The sequence below is a fragment of the Streptomyces sp. NBC_00878 genome (genome assembly GCF_026341515.1).
Taxonomy (GTDB): domain Bacteria; phylum Actinomycetota; class Actinomycetes; order Streptomycetales; family Streptomycetaceae; genus Streptomyces.
The window spans coordinates 5,431,486-5,450,241 of sequence record NZ_JAPEOK010000001.1; the positions used below are offsets into that span (position 1 = coordinate 5,431,486).

Annotated in this window: 16 protein-coding genes; 13 read left to right on the top strand and 3 right to left on the bottom strand. The window is 72.3% G+C overall.

Annotated features, from left to right (window positions below; genetic code table 11):
- The first annotated feature begins 95 nt into the window (after positions 1-95).
- Together OHA11_RS23355 and OHA11_RS23360 are read left to right on the top strand one after the other, a co-directional pair.
- Positions 96-962 (top strand): J domain-containing protein, encoded by an 867-nt coding sequence (locus OHA11_RS23355; RefSeq protein WP_266507394.1) that lies wholly within the window; start codon positions 96-98, stop codon positions 960-962.
- A 114-nt stretch (positions 963-1,076) separates the two neighbouring features.
- Positions 1,077-1,406, top strand: coding sequence for a rhodanese-like domain-containing protein (locus tag OHA11_RS23360; RefSeq protein WP_266507396.1), 330 nt, complete (start codon positions 1,077-1,079; stop codon positions 1,404-1,406).
- A gap of 202 nt (positions 1,407-1,608) precedes the next feature.
- Here OHA11_RS23360 and OHA11_RS23365 read toward each other — a convergent pair whose 3' ends face one another.
- On the bottom strand, positions 1,609-2,745 hold the full coding sequence (locus OHA11_RS23365; RefSeq protein ID WP_266499313.1) for an acyl-CoA dehydrogenase family protein: 1,137 nt from the start codon (positions 2,743-2,745) through the stop codon (positions 1,609-1,611).
- A gap of 323 nt (positions 2,746-3,068) precedes the next feature.
- On the opposite strand from OHA11_RS23365, the gene OHA11_RS23370 reads away from it, so the two are divergent.
- The 3 genes from OHA11_RS23370 to OHA11_RS23380 are packed head-to-tail and all read left to right on the top strand — an operon-like array spanning position 3,069 to position 6,435.
- Positions 3,069-4,052: a DUF5819 family protein gene (locus tag OHA11_RS23370; protein ID WP_266499314.1), complete on the top strand. Its 984-nt coding sequence runs from the start codon at positions 3,069-3,071 to the stop codon at positions 4,050-4,052.
- Entirely contained in the window at positions 4,049-5,638 is a 1,590-nt protein-coding gene (locus tag OHA11_RS23375; protein ID WP_266499315.1) for an HTTM domain-containing protein, read from the top strand. Before OHA11_RS23370 ends, OHA11_RS23375 begins: the two co-directional genes overlap by 4 nt.
- The gene (locus OHA11_RS23380) at positions 5,635-6,435 is read left to right on the top strand and encodes an RNA methyltransferase (protein WP_266499317.1); all 801 of its coding nucleotides are present in this window, start codon (positions 5,635-5,637) and stop codon (positions 6,433-6,435) included. Before OHA11_RS23375 ends, OHA11_RS23380 begins: the two co-directional genes overlap by 4 nt.
- A 62-nt stretch (positions 6,436-6,497) precedes the next feature.
- On the opposite strand, the gene paaN is transcribed toward OHA11_RS23380, so the two are convergent.
- Positions 6,498-8,189 (bottom strand): phenylacetic acid degradation protein PaaN, encoded by a 1,692-nt coding sequence (gene paaN / locus OHA11_RS23385; RefSeq protein WP_266499318.1) that lies wholly within the window; start codon positions 8,187-8,189, stop codon positions 6,498-6,500.
- 203 nt (positions 8,190-8,392) lie between these two features.
- Between paaN and OHA11_RS23390 the strand changes: the two genes are divergently transcribed.
- Positions 8,393-9,907, top strand: a complete 1,515-nt coding sequence (locus OHA11_RS23390; protein WP_266499320.1) for a 3-hydroxyacyl-CoA dehydrogenase — start codon at positions 8,393-8,395, stop codon at positions 9,905-9,907.
- Positions 9,904-10,494: a TetR/AcrR family transcriptional regulator gene (locus tag OHA11_RS23395; RefSeq protein WP_266499321.1), complete on the top strand. Its 591-nt coding sequence runs from the start codon at positions 9,904-9,906 to the stop codon at positions 10,492-10,494. The genes OHA11_RS23390 and OHA11_RS23395 overlap by 4 nt, the downstream gene beginning before the upstream one ends.
- Positions 10,495-10,530: 36 nt before the next feature.
- Here the strand turns inward: OHA11_RS23395 and OHA11_RS23400 are convergent, their stop codons facing one another.
- Complete coding sequence (locus tag OHA11_RS23400; protein ID WP_266507398.1) at positions 10,531-11,016, bottom strand: Lrp/AsnC family transcriptional regulator; 486 nt, start codon at positions 11,014-11,016, stop codon at positions 10,531-10,533.
- Between the two features lie 190 nt (positions 11,017-11,206).
- Here OHA11_RS23400 and pdhA point away from each other — a divergent pair, with 190 nt between their 5' ends.
- From pdhA to OHA11_RS23430, 6 genes are all read left to right on the top strand, one after another.
- Positions 11,207-12,376, top strand: a complete 1,170-nt coding sequence (pdhA, locus tag OHA11_RS23405; RefSeq protein WP_266499324.1) for a pyruvate dehydrogenase (acetyl-transferring) E1 component subunit alpha — start codon at positions 11,207-11,209, stop codon at positions 12,374-12,376.
- Complete coding sequence (locus OHA11_RS23410; protein ID WP_266499325.1) at positions 12,373-13,377, top strand: alpha-ketoacid dehydrogenase subunit beta; 1,005 nt, start codon at positions 12,373-12,375, stop codon at positions 13,375-13,377. Before pdhA ends, OHA11_RS23410 begins: the two co-directional genes overlap by 4 nt.
- The gene (locus OHA11_RS23415) at positions 13,377-14,978 is read left to right on the top strand and encodes a dihydrolipoamide acetyltransferase family protein (protein WP_266507400.1); all 1,602 of its coding nucleotides are present in this window, start codon (positions 13,377-13,379) and stop codon (positions 14,976-14,978) included. Before OHA11_RS23410 ends, OHA11_RS23415 begins: the two co-directional genes overlap by 1 nt.
- A 177-nt stretch (positions 14,979-15,155) precedes the next feature.
- Positions 15,156-16,121, top strand: coding sequence for an NTP transferase domain-containing protein (locus tag OHA11_RS23420; RefSeq protein WP_266507402.1), 966 nt, complete (start codon positions 15,156-15,158; stop codon positions 16,119-16,121).
- Positions 16,118-17,617 carry a molybdopterin molybdotransferase MoeA gene (locus OHA11_RS23425; RefSeq protein WP_266499327.1) on the top strand — a complete coding sequence of 500 codons (1,500 nt, stop codon included), beginning with the start codon at positions 16,118-16,120 and terminating at the stop codon, positions 17,615-17,617. Before OHA11_RS23420 ends, OHA11_RS23425 begins: the two co-directional genes overlap by 4 nt.
- On the top strand, positions 17,614-18,711 hold the full coding sequence (locus tag OHA11_RS23430; protein ID WP_266499329.1) for a TrkA family potassium uptake protein: 1,098 nt from the start codon (positions 17,614-17,616) through the stop codon (positions 18,709-18,711). The genes OHA11_RS23425 and OHA11_RS23430 overlap by 4 nt, the downstream gene beginning before the upstream one ends.
- Positions 18,712-18,756 lie beyond the last annotated feature (45 nt).

Below are 18,756 nucleotides of genomic sequence, written 5' to 3' on the forward strand. Positions count from 1 at the left end.
CAGAGGTGGGTGACGAGGCGGCGGTCGACGGGACGGTGGGCGGACCGGCCGCAGGTGACCAGACGGCGGACGGCCCCGCGACGGACGGCCCCGCGGTGGGTGACACGTCCGTGGGTGACACGTCCGCGGGTGACGCGTCCGCGGGTGGTGCCGGCGGTGAAGGGCAGGAGCAGGAGCAGGCGCGGCCCGAGGAGCGGCTGGAGCGGGCCGTGCGGGCGGCCGAGCAGGCGTTGATCGAGTTCGAGATCGCGGTGGAGACCTTCCGGGTCGAGGTGGAGAACTTCTCCCGGCTGCACCACCAGAAACTCGGGCCGATGTACTCGCGGCTCGACGAGTTGGAGGCGCAGATCGCCGAGGCGCGGGCCGCGAGCACCGGCGACCCGGAGGACGTGCTCAAGGCACAGGAGGCGCGTGCCCGTGTCATGCCGATGCCGGGGATCGAGGAGTTGTTCCACGACTGGCTCGACTCGGACGGGCTGTCCCCGGAGGCGGCGGCCATGCTGACCGAGCAGCCGGTACGGCCGCCGCAGCGGGTCCGGCCGAGCGACGAGGCCCGCAAGCTCTACCGGGAGCTGGTCCGCAAGGCGCACCCCGACCTGGCGCAGGACGACACGGAGCGCGCGCGGCGCGACGAGTTCATCTCCCGGGTCAACGCGGCGTACGGCCGTGGGGACGAGGCCCTGCTCCGGGAGCTGTCCGAGGAGTGGGCCGCCGGTCCCGTGTCCGAGGAGTGGCGCCCGAGCCGCAGCGAGGAGCTCTACGCACGCCTCGAATGGCTCGCCCAGCGCAAGGAATTGCTTGCCCTCGTGGCCCGCGACCTGGAGGAGAGCGCGATCGGCGCGATGCTCAAGATCGCGCCGGACGATCCCGACCGGCTGCTGGAGGAGATCGCCGAGCAGCTGCTGACGCAGGTGAGCGAGCGGGAGGCCGAGCTGGCGGGCCTGCTCGGCAGCGGCGCCTGAGAGCAGGCTTCCGGTGGCGTCCGCCCTGGACCGGTGGCGTCCGTCCGCGTACACCGGGCCGAGTTGCGGAGCGGCCCGGTCGGGTAGCGTCGGGGTATGAGTTTCGGAGCTGGTGTGCCCACGGTCGAGGTCGTGGATCTCGCGGACGGTGACTTCCTGCTGGACGTCCGGGAGGACGACGAGTGGCAGGCGGGTCACGCCGAAGGGGCACTGCACATCCCCATCAGTGATTTCGTCGCACGCTACGGCGAGCTGACCGAGGCGGCGCCGCAGGACGGCAGGGTCCATGTGATCTGCCGCTCCGGTGGCCGTTCGGCACAGGTCGCGATGTACCTGGTCCAGCAGGGCGTCGACGCGGTGAACGTCGACGGCGGCATGCAGGTCTGGGCGGCCGCGGGCCGTCCTGTGGTGAACGCGGAGGGGCAGTCGGGGTTCGTGCTTTAGCCGACCCGGGGCGGCCGGGTTTCCTGGCCGCCCGCCTGTCTCAAGGCCCCCTCGCTCATCCCGGTGCTTTGGTTCGTCTCAAGGCCCCTCGCTCATCCCGGTGCTTTGGTTCGTCACGATGCCGCGCGCTCATCCCGGAGCCTTGGTTCGTCACAATGCCGCGCGCTCATCCCGGAGCCTCGGGTTCGTCCCAGAGCCGTGCTCATCCCAAGGGATGCGCCGCCAGCAGGTCGCCCAGCGCCTCCTCATGTGCCGCGGCCGGGCCGAGCGAGAGTTCCAGGTGTTTGGCCCAGGCGTGGTACCGGTGCAGGGGATAGTCGGTGTCCGCGCCGAAGCCGCCGTGCAGGTGCTGCGCGGTCTGCACGACACGGCGTACGCCCTCGGAGGCCCAGATCTTGGCGACGGCGATGTCACCGGACGCGGGCAGCGCCCCGCACGCCCCCGCGCTGATCCGCCAGGCCGCTTGCCAGAGGGTCGCCTCCATCGCGCGCAAGTCGATGTAACGGTCGGCGGCCTGCACGGCCACGGCCTGGAACGTGGCGACCGGGAACCCGAACTGCTCCCGCTTGCTGGTGTATTCACTCGTCATCCCGAGTACTCCCTCACCCAGTCCGAGCGCCAGCGCGCAGGTTCCGGTGGCAAGCAGGCCACGCAGCCACTCCCAGGCTCCGTCGGCGTCGATGACGTCACGGGCGGGAACGCGTACGGAATCCAGCCGGAGTTCGCCGAGCCGCTCGCCCGTCGTCGAGAACTGCTCGGCGAGCAGCGTGCCTTCGTGGACGCGGGGGACAAGAGCGAGCACGGAGCGGCCCGAGTCGGTGCTCAGCGCGGGTACGAGGACGAAGTCGGCGTTCTGAGCCCAGGGGACGGCCGTCTGTACCCCGTCCAGCACCCACACGTCGCCCTCCGGCCGTGCGGTCACGGCGAGTTCGGCGCCGTCGTGGCCGGTGCGGCCGTTCGCGGCGACCGTCAGGACCAGCTCACCGCGGCCGGCTCGGTCGAGCAGATCCGCCTTCAGCTCCTCGCCGCCGTACGTCTGTACGGCCACCGCGGCCGCGGTGCTCTCCAGCAAGGGCACCCGCGCGAGCACCTTCGCGGACTCGCGCAGCACCAGGCAGAGCGCGATGGCGTCCAGGCCCGCGCCGCCGTGGCGGGTGTCGAGCAGCAGGCTCAGCAGGTCCGCGTCGGCGAGCCTCGCCCACAGTGCACGGTCGAAGTCGTCTGCGACGGCGCCGGTGGTGAGCGCGGGACTCGGCACACCGTCCGGCGCGACCCCGGCGAACACCGCCCTCGCCGCCTCCACGGCCGCCTGCTGCTCCTCGGTGAAGGTGAAGTCCACGGCCTTGTCCTTCCGGCGGGTCCGCTGATCTGACGGAGCGTCAAGATAGAACAGGTTCTACAAGAAGGGAACGGTGCGGGCCGCCGGTCCCGGAGGAGTGAGGTGGGCAGGCCGGTCCACCTCACTCCTCCGGGATCGTTGACGCCGGTCGGGATGTTCGATTCGAGGGTGGGCGAGGGTCGTAAGGTGGCAATCGCTGCGGATAACCTCGTGGCCGCTGTGACCCATGGGGCTGTGCTGGGCGGGTGGGCCTGAGTACCGTTCCGGAACGACCGCCGCGGGGCGGGCGACGGGAATCGGACAGACTTCGGGAACGGGGCGGAATGGACGCGTACGACAAGGGCTCGAACGCCCGGCCCGCGCCGGGCGAGCCCGCAGCCTCCACACCCGCCGCAGCCCCCACACCCACCGCACCTGCCTCTGACAACCCTCCGCCGGACGGTCACGAGGCCTCAGGCGGTCATGAGGCCTCAGGCGGTCATGAGGCTTCAGGCGGTCACGACACCTCAGAGGGGCACGAGACCTCAGGCGGTCACGGAACCCAGGGCGGTTTTGTGGTCCCCGAGCAGTACGCGGGCCCCGCGCAGTACTACGACGACACAGCTCCCGCCGGGCCCACTCCTCCCACCGGCATCGCCGCTCTCTCCGTCCCCTACCAGGTCGCCGCGGCGCTCGCGCTCGCGGTCGTCGCGGTCGCCGCCTGTGTGCACGTCGGCATGGTGTTCCTGCACGTCGCGCCCTCGAACACGGCCTCCAAGCAGCACGGGCAGGTGATCGACGAGTGGGTCTACCCCGAGTTCGAGCAGAACTGGAAGCTCTTCGCCCCCAACCCGCTGCAGCAGAACATCGCGGTCCAGGTGCGCGCCGAGGTGCGGGATTCGGAGGGCGAGATCAGGACGACCCGCTGGTACGACCTCTCCGCGCGGGACGGTGCCGCCATCGACGGCAATCTGCTGCCCAGCCACACCCAGCAGAACGAGCTGCGCCGGGCCTGGGACTTCTTCGTGGCCACGCACGACAACGCCAACAGTCCGAACGGCCTGCGCGGTGCCCTCTCCGAGCGCTATCTGCGCCGCATCGTGGTCCTGCGCCTCGACCGTGAGCAGGCGGGCGGCCGGGGCGCGGTCGTGCAACAGGTCCAGGTCCGCTCCCGTACGACCAATGTGCCGCCGCCGAAGTGGAGCCAGGAGCAGGTGTCCGACAAACCCATCGTCCGCCAGTTGCCCTGGTGGCCGGTCACGGAGACCGACCGAGCGGCCGGGACACGGCCCGCGCGGTCCACGGGGACGGAGGCGAGCGCCCGATGAGCGGCCTCGACCACAACCCGACGGACAACCACGACCCCCAGCCCAATCCGAACCCCCGGTCCAACCCCAACCCGAGCCCCACTCCTAGCCCCAGGCCCAACCCGCCGGGCAGTCCCGGTGGTGGGCGACCGCCGGGCGGTCCCGGCGGTGAGCGGCTCGCCGGACGGATAAGCCGGTTCGACCGGAAGTACCGCGTCGACCGGACCCTCACGCACGCCATCACGCGCGTCACCGGCGAGGCCCTCGGCCCCTACCAGAGCGCCGTGATCCGCATCGGCTTCGCCGGGACCTGGCTGCTGTTCCTGCTGCGGGAGTTCCCGCACCGCGAGGAGATGTACGGGCCCGACGGCCCCTGGAGCTGGGACCTCGCCCAGCAGCTCATCGGGAGCAACCACGCCTTCACGGCCCTGATGTGGGCCGACGGCCAGGTCTGGTTCGGGATCGTCTACGCGCTCGCCCTGCTGTCCAGTGCCCTGCTGATGCTCGGCTGGCGCACCCGCACCATGTCCGTGCTGTTCATGATCGGCGTGCTCTCCCTGCAGAACCGCAGCGTCTTCATGGGGGACGGCGGCGACAACGTCATCCACCTCATGGCGATCTACCTCGTGCTCACGCGCTGCGGCCAGGTCTGGTCGCTGGACGAGCGGCGGGAGCGGCGGCAGCGCCGGGAACGCCGAGCCAGGGACGCACGCGCGCGTGGAGCACGATTGGGCTCGGACACGGTCGGCGTAGTGGCCCCGGGCACGGTCGGTGCAATGGCCCCGGACAGGGTCGGTGCGACGGGCCCGGACAGGGTTGGTGCGGCGGGCCCGGACAGGGTTGGTGCGGCGGGCCCGGACAGGGTTGGTGCGATAGGCCCGGACAGGGTCGGTCCCGCCCTCTGGACGGTGCTCGGCCTCGCCCTGGCCGCCGCCACGCTCGCGGGGAAGATCGACGGCGGCTTCCTCGGCGGCTGGCGGGCGGTCTACTGGGGGCTCTGGGCCATACAGGGCCTGTGGTGGCTGGCCGGCCGGTACGCCCGGAGTGTCCAGCCCCGCATCTTCCTCGACGTCGTCGCCAATCTCGTCCACAACGCGGCCCTCTTCGTGATCATGGCCGAGGCGTGTCTGATCTACGCGACCGCGGGCTGGTACAAGATCCAGGGCTCGCGCTGGCAGGACGGCACCGCCGTCTACTACCCGCTCCACCTGGACTACTTCTCCCCCTGGCCCGCCCTGTCCGACCTGCTGTCCGCGAGCGGCACGATGGTGATGCTGGTGACGTACGGGACGGTGATCGTGCAGGTCGCCTTCCCCTTCACGCTGTTCAACCGGCGGGCGAAGAACGTCCTGCTGGCCGCGATGATGACCGAGCACGCCGTGATCGCCGTCGTCCTGGGCCTGCCGTTCTTCTCGCTCGCGATGATCGCCGCCGACGCCGTGTTCCTCCCGACGTCCTTCCTGCGCCGCGTGGGCGGACGGGCGGCACGCGCGCGTGAGGGCCTGTTTTCGCGCATAGGCCCTACGCGTACGATCCCGCGGCCCCGCAAGGAGCCCCCGCGCACCCCGGAGACGGCCGACCACCCGCCCGTAGGCTTCACCGCATGACGGACGGCTCCCGCGACCTCGACCCCGTCGACCCCCGCGACCTCGATCCTGTCGGCTCCCGCGACCCGGACCCCGTGAGCGCCTGGCGTCGGCTCGCCGGCACCGCCGTGCTGCTCGACGGCTTCCACGCCCTCAAGCACGCCGTGCGCTTCGGGGCCGAGATCCCGGTGGCGGTCACCGCCGACCGGCGGGCCGCGCTCGCCCTCGCCGACGACCTGGCCCCGGACGTACGGGACACGCTGGACGCCCTCCTGACCGAGGTCCCGCAGGCCGCGTACGAAGCCCTCGTGCCGCGCCCGCACCCCACCACCGTGGCCGCCCTGGCGGTACGTCCCGGGCGCGACGCGAACCTGCGGGCGCTGGCCCGCACACCCCGCACCGCGCCCGTGGTCGTCCTCGACCAGCCGCGCAACCTCGGCAACGCGGGCGCCGTGATCCGGCTCGCGGCCGGCTTCGGCGCCACGGGGGTCGTCACGACCGGCACACTCGATCCGTGGCATCCCACGGTGGTACGCGCCGGGGCGGGCCTGCACTTCGCCACGGCCGTCGAGCGACTGACCGTGGACGAGTTGCCCGCCGACCCGGTGTTCGCCCTCGACCCGGAGGGCGAGGACATCCGGTCGCTGAAGCTCCCGGACGACGCGGTTCTCGCCTTCGGCTCCGAGCGCAGCGGGTTGTCCGGCGAACTGCGCGCCCGCACGGACCACTTGGTCTCGCTGCCGATGCGACCCCAGGTGTCCAGCTACAACCTCGCCACCAGCGTGGCGATGGCGCTGTTCCACTGGAGTGCCTCGTAGTCGTATCACTGCGGGTCGGCTGTGGCTGGTCGCGCAGTTCCCCGCGCCCCTTTGGGGGCTGCCTACGCCTCCCGGCGTACCTCCACCACCCGGAACCGGTTGGCCACGAACGCCCCGTCGCACAGCGCGGCGTTCGCCGCCGGGTTGCCGCCCGAGCCGTGGAAGTCCGAGAAGGCGGCGGTCTGGTTGACGTAGACCCCGCCGGTCAGGTTGAGCGAGAGCTGGGCGCACTCCTCCAGGCAGGCCTCCTGGACGGCCTCTTCGACCTCCTCCGAGGTCGTGTACGCGCCCACCGTCATCGCGCCCTTGCCGGCGATGGTCCGCCGCAGCAGTGCCACGGCGTCGGCCGCCGAGTCGACCGCGACGGCGAAGGAGACGGGGCCGAAACACTCGTTCATGAACGCGGCCTGGTCGTCCGGCTTGGCGCCGTCGAGCTTCACGATCACCGGGGTGCGCACGACCGCGTCCGGGAACTCGGGGTTGGCGATCTCCCGTGAGGCCAGGGCGACCTCGCCGAGCCCGGCGGCCGCCTCCAGACGGGCCTTCACGTCGGGGTTCACGATCGCGCCCAGCAGGCCGTTCGCCCGGGCGTCGTCCCCGAGGAGTCCGCCGACCGACCTGGCGAGGTCGGCGACCACCTCGTCGTACGACCGGGGGCCCTCCTCCGTACGGATGCCGTCGCGGGGGATGAGGAGGTTCTGCGGCGTCGTGCACATCTGGCCGCTGTAGAGGGACAAGGAGAAGGCGAGGTTCGACAGCATCCCCTTGTAGTTGTCGGTCGAGTCCACGATCACCGTGTTGACGCCGGCCTTCTCCGTGTAGACCTGCGCCTGGCGGGCGTTGGCCTCCAGCCAGTCGCCGAACGCCGTCGATCCCGTGTAGTCGATGATCCGGATCTCCGGGCGTGTCGCCAGGGTCTTGGCGATGCCCTCGCCGGGACGCTCGGCGGCCAGCGCCACCAGGTTCGGGTCGAAGCCGGCCTCGGAGAGCACCTCGCGGGCCACCTGGACGGTGAGCGCGAGCGGCAGCACCGCGCGCGGGTGGGGCTTCACGAGGACCGCGTTGCCGGTGGCGAGGGACGCGAACAGGCCCGGATAGCCGTTCCACGTCGGGAAGGTGTTGCAGCCGATCAGCAGCGCGATGCCACGCGGCACCGGCGTGAACCGCTTGGTCAGCGCGAGCGGGTCGCGCTTGCCCTGGGGCTTCGTCCACTCCGCGTTGTCGGGGGTGCGGACCTGCTCCACGTACGCGTACGCCACCGCTTCCAGGCCGCGGTCCTGCGCGTGCGGTCCGCCCGCCTGGAACGCCATCATGAAGGCCTGGCCGCTGGTGTGCATGACCGCGTGCGCGAACTCGTGCGTGCGGTCGCTGATCCGCTTGAGGATCTCCAGGCACACCACCGCGCGCATCTCCGCGCCGGCGTCGCGCCACGCGCGCTGCCCCGCGCGCATGGCGGGCAGCAGGGTGTCGACGTCCGCGTGCGGGTAGGTCACCCCCAACTCGATTCCGTACGGAGAGACCTCGCCGCCCACCCAGTCGTCGGTGCCGGGCTGCCCGAGGTCGAGGCGGCCGCCCAGGAGGGCGTCGAAGGCGGCCTTGCCCGCTGGCGCTCCCAGGCTGCCGTTCTCCCCGTACGCCTTGGGGTGCTCGGGGTGGGGCGACCAGTACGCGCGCGTGCGGATCGCTTCCAGCGCCTGGTCGAGGGTGGGCCGGTGCTGGGCGATCAGCTGGTGCGCGGTGAGTTCGGCGGCCATGAGGGACCAACTCCTCGTCTCATGAGCTCTGCGTCGAGCTCGCGACCTGGGCAGGATGGAATCAAGAGGTGTGGCGCGAAGCGCCTCGGTCAGGGTGGTGGTGGGCGACGGGTGGGCGGACAGAGTTAGAGTAACCGAACGATCGGTCGGGACAAGGGGGTCCGCTGAACCTGTGGACAACCCCGTGCGGGAGGATCGCGAGCATGACAGCACTCGACCTCGCCGGCCCTGTGGCCGTCGTCGGTACCGGCACCATGGGCCAGGGCATCGCTCAGGTCGCGCTCGTCGCGGGCCACCTCGTGCGGCTGTACGACGCCGTGCCGGGCCGTGCCCCGGCCGCGGCCGAAGCGATCGCCGCCCGCCTCGACCGGCTCGTCGAGAAGGACCGGCTGACCGGCGCCGAGCGGGACGCCGCACGCGCCCGTCTGCGCCCCGCTGAGAGCCTCTCCGACCTCGCCGACTCGGGCCTGGTCGTCGAGGCCGTCCTGGAGCGCCTGGACGTCAAACAGCAGCTGCTGCGCGAGCTGGAGGACATCGTCGACGACGACTGCCTGCTCGCCACCAACACCTCCTCCCTGTCGGTGACCGCGATCGGTGGCGCCCTGCGCAACCCCGGCCGCTTCGTGGGGCTGCACTTCTTCAACCCTGCGCCGCTGCTGCCCCTGGTGGAGGTCGTCTCCGGGTTCGCGACCGACGTCACGTCGGCCACGCGCGCGTACGAGATGGCCCGCGCCTGGGGGAAGACCCCGGTCGCCTGCGCCGACACCCCGGGCTTCATCGTCAACCGCATCGCGCGGCCCTTCTACGCCGAGGCCTTCGCGGTCTACGAGGCCCAGGCCGCCGATCCCGCCACGATCGACGCGGTCCTGCGCGAGTCGGGCGGCTTCAAGATGGGCGCCTTCGAACTGACCGACCTCATCGGCCAGGACGTCAACGAGTCCGTCACGCGCTCCGTGTGGGAGGCCTTCTTTCAGGACGTGCGGTTCACCCCCTCGCTGGCCCAGCGCAGACTCGTCGAGTCGGGCCGGCACGGCCGCAAGTCGGGGCACGGCTGGTTCGACTACGGGGACGAGGGCGAGCGGCCCGAGCCGCACACCGCGGAGAAGGTCCAGCCGCCCGCGTACGTCGTCGCCGAGGGCGATCTGGGCCCCGCGTCCGAGCTGCTCGCGCTGATCCGCGAGGCGGGCATCCAGGTCCGTGAGGACGAGGAGGACCACGGCACCCGGCTGGTGCTGCCGAGCGGCGGCCAGCTGGCCCTCGCGGACGGCCAGACCGCCGTCGAGTTCCGTGACGTCGTCTACTTCGACCTGGCGCTCGACTACCGCCGGGCGACCCGGATCGCCCTGTCCCACTCGCAGGACACGCAGACCCAGACCCTCGCCGAGGCCACCGGGCTCTTCCAGGCGCTCGGCAAGGACGTCAGCGTCATCGGGGACGTGCCCGGTCTGATCGTCGCCCGCACGGTGGCCCGCATCGTCGACCTGGCGCACGACGCCGTCGCCAAGGGCGTGGCCACCGAGGAGGACATCGACACGGCGATGCGCCTGGGCGTCAACTACCCCCTGGGCCCCTTCGAGTGGAGCCGTCGGCTGGGCAGGAGCTGGGCCTACGACGTCCTGGACGACCTGCACATGCGCGACCCCTCGGGGCGTTACGCGCCGTCCCTCGCGCTCTACCGCCACGCGTACGCCTCCGAGAAGCGGGAGGGCACCCCATGACCACCGCCAAGCGCGACACCTACACCCCCGAGACGCTGCTCTCCGTGGCCGTGCGGGTCTTCAACGAGCGCGGCTACGACGGCACCTCCATGGAGCACCTCTCCAAGGCGGCCGGCATCTCCAAGTCGTCGATATACCACCACGTCACCGGCAAGGAGGAGCTGCTGCGCCGGGCCGTCAGCCGGGCGCTCGACGGCCTCTTCGGGATCCTCGACGAGGAGCACGCGCGCGTGGGGCGTGCCGTGGAGCGCCTGGAGTACGTCACCCGGCGCATGGTCGAGGTCCTCACCTCCGAGCTGCCGTACGTGACGCTGCTGCTGCGTGTGCGCGGCAACACCGACGCCGAGCGGTGGGCCCTGGAGCGGCGCCGGGACTTCGACCACCGGGTGGCCGAGCTCCTGAGGGCGGCCGCCGCCGACGGGGACGTACGCGGCGACGTGGAGTTCCGGCTCGCGACGCGGCTGGTCTTCGGGATGATCAACTCGATCGTCGAGTGGTACCGCCCCGACGGGCGGGGCATGGGCGAGCGCGAGGTCGCCGACGCGGTGGTGCGGCTGGTCTTCGGGGGACTCCGGCAGGAGGACTGAGGCGCGGGAAGAGCCCGAAGCCGCCAAAGGCGCAGGTCACGCCTGCGGCTCCAGGTCCTCCTCCTCGAACACCAGCAGGGTGCGCGTGCTGAGCACCTCGGGGATGGCCTGGAGCCGGGTGAGCACCAGTTCGCGCAGTGCCCTGTTGTCGGGCGAGTGCACCAGGAGCAGGACGTCGAAGTCCCCGCCCACCAGCGCGATGTGGGAGGCCCCCGGAAGCGCCGTCAGCTGCTCGCGCACGGTGCGCCAGGAGTTCTGCACGATCTTGAGAGTGATGTACGCCGATGTGCCGTGCCCCGCGCGCTCGTGGTTGACGCGGGCCCCGAAGCCGCGGATCACGCCGTCCTCGATGAGGCGGTTGATGCGCGCGTAGGCGTTCGCGCGCGAGACATGGACGCGCTCGGCCACGGACCGTATCGAGGCGCGGCCGTCCGCCTGGAGCATCTTGAGGATGTCCTGATCGATGGCGTCGAGCGGGCGCGGGGGCGGCAGCGAGGATCCGGCATCCGGCCCTTCGGCCATTTGTTCAGGTGCCATGTCCCCCCGCCTCCCTACCATGGACGTACTGCGTCCATCTCAGGCTGTGGAGAACCGTTTGTCCACAGCCTGGAGGTGCCTGTAGCCAAAATGTGCCGACGACCGAACAATCGGTAGGTGAGGCGCGTCACTCTCGGCACGCCTCTCGAAGCCGCCCCGACGAGGAGGTGCCGACATGACGGTCATGGAGCAGCGAGGCGCATACCGGCCGACCCCGCCGCCCGCCTGGCAGCCCCGCACCGACCCCGCGCCGCTGCTGCCCGACGCGCTGCCCCACCGCGTCCTCGGCACCGACGCGGCCGAGCGGGTCGACCCGGAGCTCCTGCGCCGGCTGTACGCGGAGCTGGTGCGCGGCCGCCGTTACAACGCGCAGGCCACGGCCCTCACCAAGCAGGGCCGCCTCGCCGTCTACCCCTCCTCCACCGGCCAGGAGGCCTGCCAGGTCGCCGCCGCGCTCGTCCTGCGAGAGCGCGACTGGCTCTTCCCCAGCTACCGCGACACGCTCGCCGCCGTCGCCCGCGGCCTCGACCCCGTCCAGGCCCTGACCCTCCTGCGCGGCGACTGGCACACCGGCTACGACCCCCACGAGCACCGGATCGCGCCCCTGTGCACGCCGCTCGCGACCCAGCTCCCGCACGCCGTGGGCCTCGCGCACGCCGCCCGCCTCAAGGGCGACGACGTGGTCGCGCTCGCCCTGGTCGGCGACGGCGGCACCAGCGAGGGCGACTTCCACGAAGCGCTGAACTTCGCCGCCGTCTGGCAGGCCCCGGTCGTCTTCCTCGTACAGAACAACGGCTTCGCGATCTCCGTCCCGCTCGCCAAGCAGACCGCCGCCCCGTCACTGGCCCACAAGGCCGTCGGCTACGGGATGCCCGGCCGCCTGGTCGACGGCAACGACGCCGCCGCCGTGTACGAGGTCCTCGGCGACGCCATCGCCCACGCGCGCGCGGGTGGCGGTCCGACGCTCGTGGAGGCGGTCACGTACCGCATGGAGGCGCACACGAACGCCGACGACGACAAGCGCTACCGCGGCGACTCCGAGGTCGAGGCCTGGCGCGCGCACGACCCGATCGCCCTCCTGGAGCACGAGCTGACCGAGCGCGGACTGCTCGACGAGGCCGGGACGCGCGCCGCGCGCGAGGACGCCGAGGCGATGGCCGCGGACCTGCGCGAGCGCATGAACCAGGACCCGGCGCTCGACCCCATGGACCTCTTCGCGCACGTCTACACCCAGCCCACGACACAACTCCTGGAACAGGAGGCGCAGTTGCGGGCCGAGCTGGACGCCGAGGCACGCCACCACGAGAGCGGGACCGAGGACGAGTCGGAAGGGGCGGCGCGATGACCACCGTCGCGGTGAAGCCGGCCACCATGGCGCAGGCCCTCGGGCGCGCCCTGCGGGACGCGATGGCCGACGACCCGACCGTGCACGTCATGGGCGAGGACGTCGGTGCCCTCGGCGGCGTCTTCCGCGTCACCGACGGGCTCGCCAAGGAGTTCGGCGAGGGCCGTGTCACGGACACGCCGCTCGCCGAGGCGGGCATCCTCGGCACGGCCGTCGGCATGGCCATGTACGGGCTCAGGCCGGTCGTGGAGATGCAGTTCGACGCCTTCGCCTACCCGGCCTTCGAGCAGTTGATCTCGCACGTGGCACGCATGCGCAACCGCACGCGTGGGGCGATGCCGCTGCCCATCACCGTGCGTGTGCCCTACGGGGGCGGCATCGGCGGCGTCGAGCACCACAGCGACTCCTCCGAGGCCTACTACATGGCGACTCCGGGGCTCCACGTCGTCACTCCCGCGACGGTCGCCGACGCGTACGGGCTGCTGCGCGCGGCCATCGCCTCCGACGACCCGGTGGTCTTCCTCGAACCCAAGCGCCTGTACTGGTCGAAGGACACCTGGAACCCCGACGAGCCGCAGGCCGTGGACCCGATCGGCCGCGCGGTCGTGCGGCGCCACGGCCACAGCGCCACGCTCATCACGTACGGGCCGTCGGTGCCCGTCTGCCTGGAGGCCGCCGAGGCGGCACGGGACGAGGGCTGGGACCTCGAAGTCGTCGACCTGCGCTCCCTGGTGCCGTTCGACGACGAGACGGTCTCCGCGTCCGTACGACGCACCGGCCGGGCCGTCGTCGTACACGAGTCGGGCAGTTTCGGCGGGCCCGGCGGGGAGATCGCCGCGCGGGTCACCGAGCGGTGCTTCCACTATCTGGAGGCGCCGGTGCTGCGCGTGGCCGGGTTCGACATCCCGTATCCGCCGCCGATGCTGGAGCGCCACCATCTGCCCGGCGTCGACCGGATCCTGGACGCGGTGGCGCGGCTGCAGTGGGAGGCACAGAGCTGATGGCCCAGGTCCTGGAATTCAAGCTGCCCGACCTCGGTGAGGGGCTCACCGAGGCCGAGATCGTCCGCTGGCTCGTCCAGGTCGGCGATGTCGTCGCCGTCGACCAACCGGTCGTCGAGGTCGAGACGGCCAAGGCGATGGTCGAGGTCCCCTGCCCGTACGGCGGCGTGGTCACGGCCCGCTACGGCGAAGAGGGCACCGAACTGCCCGTCGGCTCCCCGCTGCTGACGGTCGCGGTGGGAACACCCGCCTCCGGAGCACTGGCTTCCGGCGCACCGGCCTCCGGAGCGCATGCTTCCGGTACGCCGGCTTCCGGCGGCGAGGACGAGGGCTCCGGGAACGTGCTCGTGGGCTACGGCACGCAGGCGCCTCCGGCACGGCGCGGGAGGCTGCGTCCGCCCGCGGCCGGGGCCGCTCCGGGACGTCGGTCACCGCGTGGGTCCGACGGCGGGCGGCCGGGCTCGGGACGGCTCGGCGGCGCGGATGCTGCCGGAGGCGGCTCCGGCTCCGGTTCCGGCTCTGGAGCGAGGGCAGGTGCCGGATCGGCTGGAGACCGTCGAGCCGGGCTCCCGGACGCCGACCTGGCCGTCACGGCAGTGCCCGCCGGGTCCGGCACGGTCACCCCTCACCCCGTACGGGACGAGGGGCGGGTCGAGGCCACGGTCGGTACTGACGCTGCGCGCCGGACCGACGGCCCTGTGCCGGTGATCTCCCCGCTCGTGCGTCGGCTGGCCCGGGAGCACGGGCTCGACCTGCGGGAGCTGGCGGGCTCGGGTCCCGACGGGCTGATCACGCGCGCGGACGTCGAGCACGCCGTGCGGGCCGCCGCGTCCGCCTCGACCGTCGCGCGGCCACCACAGGCCGCGGCGGCCGCGGCCGAACCCGTCCCGACGTCTGCGCCCACGCGCGCGCGTGGCACCCGCATCCCCCTCAAGGGCGTCCGCGGTGCCGTCGCCGACAAGCTCTCCCGGAGTCGGCGCGAGATCCCCGACGCGACCTGCTGGGTGGACGCCGACGCCACGGAACTGCTGCACGCGCGCGTGCGGATGAACGAGGCCGGTGGGCCGAAGATCTCCCTCCTCGCCCTCCTCGCCCGCATCTGCACCGCCGCGCTGGCCCGCTTCCCCGAGCTCAACTCCACCGTCGACATGGACGCCCGGGAGGTCGTACGGCTCGACGCGGTGCACCTCGGGTTCGCGGCGCAGACCGAGCGGGGGCTCGTCGTGCCGGTGGTGAAGGACGCGCACACGCGGGACGCGGAGTCGCTGAGCGCGGAGTTCGCCCGGCTCACCGAGGCGGCCCGGACCGGGACGCTCACCCCGGCGGAACTCACCGGCGGGACCTTCACGTTGAACAACTACGGAGTGTTCGGCGTCGACGGCTCCACGCCGATCATCAACCACCCCGAGGCGGCCATGCTCGGCGTCGGCCGGATCGTCCCCAAGCCCTGGGTGCACGAGGGCGAGCTGGCGGTGCGGCAGGTCGTGCAGCTCTCGTTCACCTTCGACCACCGGGTGTGCGACGGCGGCACGGCGGGTGGTTTCCTCAGGTATGTGGCGGACTGCGTGGAGCATCCTGCGGTGCTGCTGCGGACCCTGTAGCCCCCATGGTCTGTACGGCCTCGTCACCACCCCCGTCCACATGCTGTGCGCGGGGGTGGAAATGATCCATCGGGCGCTCATACTCGGGGGGTGACCGCGTACGAGCCTCCCAGCGCACTCGGGTCCCCCTGCGCACCCGGTACGGGCGGTCGCGACACGGACGGCCATGACGCCGTCGTGCTCGCCGGTGGCGCCGCCCGTCGCCTCGGCGGAGCGGACAAGCCCGGCGTACGCGTGGGCGGCCGCGCGCTGCTCGACCGTGTCCTGGCCGCCTGTTCCGGCGCGGCCACCACCGTCGTCGTCGCGGAGCCCCGGCCCACCGCGCGCCCGGTGGAGTGGGCGCGTGAGGACCCGCCCGGCGGGGGCCCGCTGGCCGCGCTGGACGCCGGGCTCCGGCGCACCACCGCCGCGTATGTCGTGGTGCTCTCCGCCGACCTGCCGTTCCTGGACGAGGGAACGGTTCAGCGGCTGCCGGCCGCTCTGCGGGAGGCGGGCACCGAGGGCGTGTTGCTCACCGACTCCGACGGCCGGGACCAGCCGCTCGTGGCCGCGTACCGGAGTTCGGCGCTGCGCCGCGAGCTGGCGGCCCTCAGCGCCGAGCACGGCGGACTCACCGGGCTGCCGCTGCGCCGGCTCACCGGTGCGCTGGATCTCACCCGCATCACCGACCCCGTCGCGTCCTTCGACTGCGACACCTGGGACGACATCGCCGCCGCTCGGGCACGCATCAGGGAGCATGAGCACGTGTTGGATGAATGGATTACCGCAGTCAAGGACGAGTTGGGCATCGACCTGGATGTCGACATCGGCATCCTGCTCGACCTCGCCCGCGACGCCGCGCACGGCGTGGCCCGCCCGGCGGCGCCGCTGACCACGTTCCTCGTGGGGTACGCGGCGGCGCGGGCCGAGGGCGGCCCGGAGGCGGTCGCGGAGGCCGCCCGCAAGGCGACGGCCCTGGCGCTGCGCTGGGCGGCGGAGGCAGAGGCAGAGGCAGAGGCGGACGGCGGCACCCCGGCACCCCCGACGGCGGCACCCGGCGACGCCACCGGGACCGGCACTGGCACCAGCAGCGGCACCGGGACTGGGACAGGGACCGGCAGCGGAACCGCCGCTCCCGAAGCCCCTCGCCCGGACGCCGGATGACCGCCCCGAGGCAGTACGGGGAGGTCGACCTCGACGACCTCCACGTAGAGGAGGCCCTCGCCCTGGCCAAGCAAGGCGGTGCCAGGGAAGGCCGTGCCAACGAAGGCGGGATGCGGGAAGGCGGTGCTCAGGTGCCCGACGGCTCCGGAGCCACGGGAGGTCCTCCCGCCGTGCCCCAGCCGACACCGCGGGGTGGGAGCAGCGCGCCAGGGGAACACACGGCCGACGGAACCTCCCGGGCCCACGGGGAACACCCCACCCACGGAACCTCCCAGGCCCACGCGGACAAGCGCGGCCACCACAGAGCGACCCCCTGGCCCGAGGCGCGTACCCTCGCCGGGCGAGCCCCCCGTCGGCCGGACATCCCCGTCTCCGTCCCCCTCGACGCCGCACTGGGCCTCGTCCTCGCCGCTCCCCTTACCGCCCTCACGGACCTCCCGTCGTTCGACACGTCCGCGATGGACGGCTGGGCGGTCGCCGGACCGGGACCCTGGGACGTCCGGGCCGAGGGAGTCCTCGCGGGCCACGCCGAGCCCGAGCCGCTCACTGACGGCGAGGCCGTCCGCATCGCGACCGGCGCGCGGATCCCGCAGGACGCCACCGCGGTGATCCGCAGTGAACACGGCCGCACCGACGAGAAAGAACGGCTGCACGCGACCCGGGAGGTTGTCCCCGGGCAGGACATCCGTCCCCGGGGCCAGGAGTGCCGCTCCGGCGATCCCCTGCTCCAGCGCGGCACAGTGGTCACCCCGGCCGTACTCGGGCTGGCCGCGGCCGCCGGATACGACACCGTCGCGGCCCTCCCCCGGCCCCGGGCCGAAGTCGTCGTCCTGGGCGACGAGTTGCTCACCGAGGGCCTGCCCCACGACGGGCTGATCCGGGACGCGCTCGGCCCGATGCTGCCCTCCTGGCTGCGCGCGCTCGGCGCGGACGTCATCGCGGTGCGCAGGCTCGGTGACGACGCCGAAGCACTCCACCAGGTCCTGAAGAACTCCGACGCCGACCTCGTCGTGACGACCGGCGGCACCGCCGCGGGCCCCGTCGACCATGTGCACCCCACCCTGCGCCGCATCGGCGCCGAACTCCTGGTGGACGGCGTCAAGGTGCGCCCCGGTCACCCCATGCTCCTGGCCCGCACCAAGGAGAACCAGCACCTCGTCGGCCTCCCGGGCAACCCCCTCGCCGCCGTCTCCGGCCTGCTCACGCTCGCCGAACCCCTGCTGCGGACCCTCGCGGGACGTGCGGCCCCGGAGACGTACACGCTGCCCCTGAAGGAGACCGTGCACGGGCACCCGTACGACACCCGGCTGATCCCTGTCGTCCTGCGCGAGGACCGGGCTGTGCCGCTGCACTACAACGGACCGGCCATGCTGCGGGGTATCGCCGTGGCCGACGCGCTCGCGGTCGTGCCACCCGGCGGGGCGCGCCCCGGCCAGGAGCTGGAGATTCTCGACCTGCCCTGGGCCACGGCCGGAATCGGGGTGTGTTTCACGTGAAACTTCCGGGCCAGGACGCGATCGCCCGACAGGCGGGCGAACGCCTCGTCACCCGTCGAGTGTCCCTGCCTCGCCGACGGGTGGAGCATCCGTTGCGGCAGGTCGCCAAACGGGTCGCCATCGCGTTGCTCGTGCTGATCGGGACCGCCCTCATCGTCTACGCCGACCACGACGGCTACAACGACAACTCCGACGGCTCGGTCGATCTGCTCGACGCCTTCTACTACGCGACCGTCACGCTCTCCACCACCGGATACGGCGACATCACGCCCGTCAGCGACGCCGCCCGGTTCACCAATATCTTCGTGATCACGCCACTGCGCGTGCTCTTTCTGATCATCCTGGTCGGCACCACTCTCGAGGTCCTCACGGAACGCACCCGGGAGGAGTGGCGACTGAACCGCTGGAGGACCACTTTGAGGGAGCACACCGTTGTCATCGGGTTCGGCACGAAAGGCCGCTCGGCGATTCAGACCGTGTGTGCGACGGGGCTGAAGACGGAGCAGGTCGTAGTCGTCGACCCCAGCTCGAAGGTGATCGAGACGGCGACGGCGGACGGGTACGCGGGCGTGATCGGCGACGCCACCCGCAGTGACGTACTGATTCGCGCCGAGGTCCAGCGGGCCCGGCAGATCATCATCGCGACCCAGCGCGACGACACGGCCGTGCTCGTCACGCTGACGGCCCGGCAGCTCAACCGCGGGGCGAAGATCGTGGCCGCCGTGCGCGAGGAGGAGAACGCGCCACTGCTGAAGCAGTCCGGCGCCGACGCCGTCATCACCAGCGCCAGCGCGGCCGGCCGCCTCCTCGGTCTCTCCGTGCTCAGCCCCAGCGCGGGCATGGTCATGGAGGACCTCATCCAGCAGGGCAGCGGCCTCGACATCGTCGAACGGCCCGTCATAAAAGCCGAGGTGGGCCTGGGCGTCCGGGAGACCGAGGACCTCGTGGTGAGCGTCGTACGAGGGCACCGGGTGCTCGGATACGACGATCCCGCGGTAGGAAAGCTCCAGTTGACGGACCGTCTGATCACCATCGTCCGCGTCACCCCGCACACCCAGGTCGCCCCGGACATCAGGCCACTGAGGCAGGACTAGGGGGCTTCTGATGGATCTCCGCGGCGTCGCGACGCCCGGCACGTC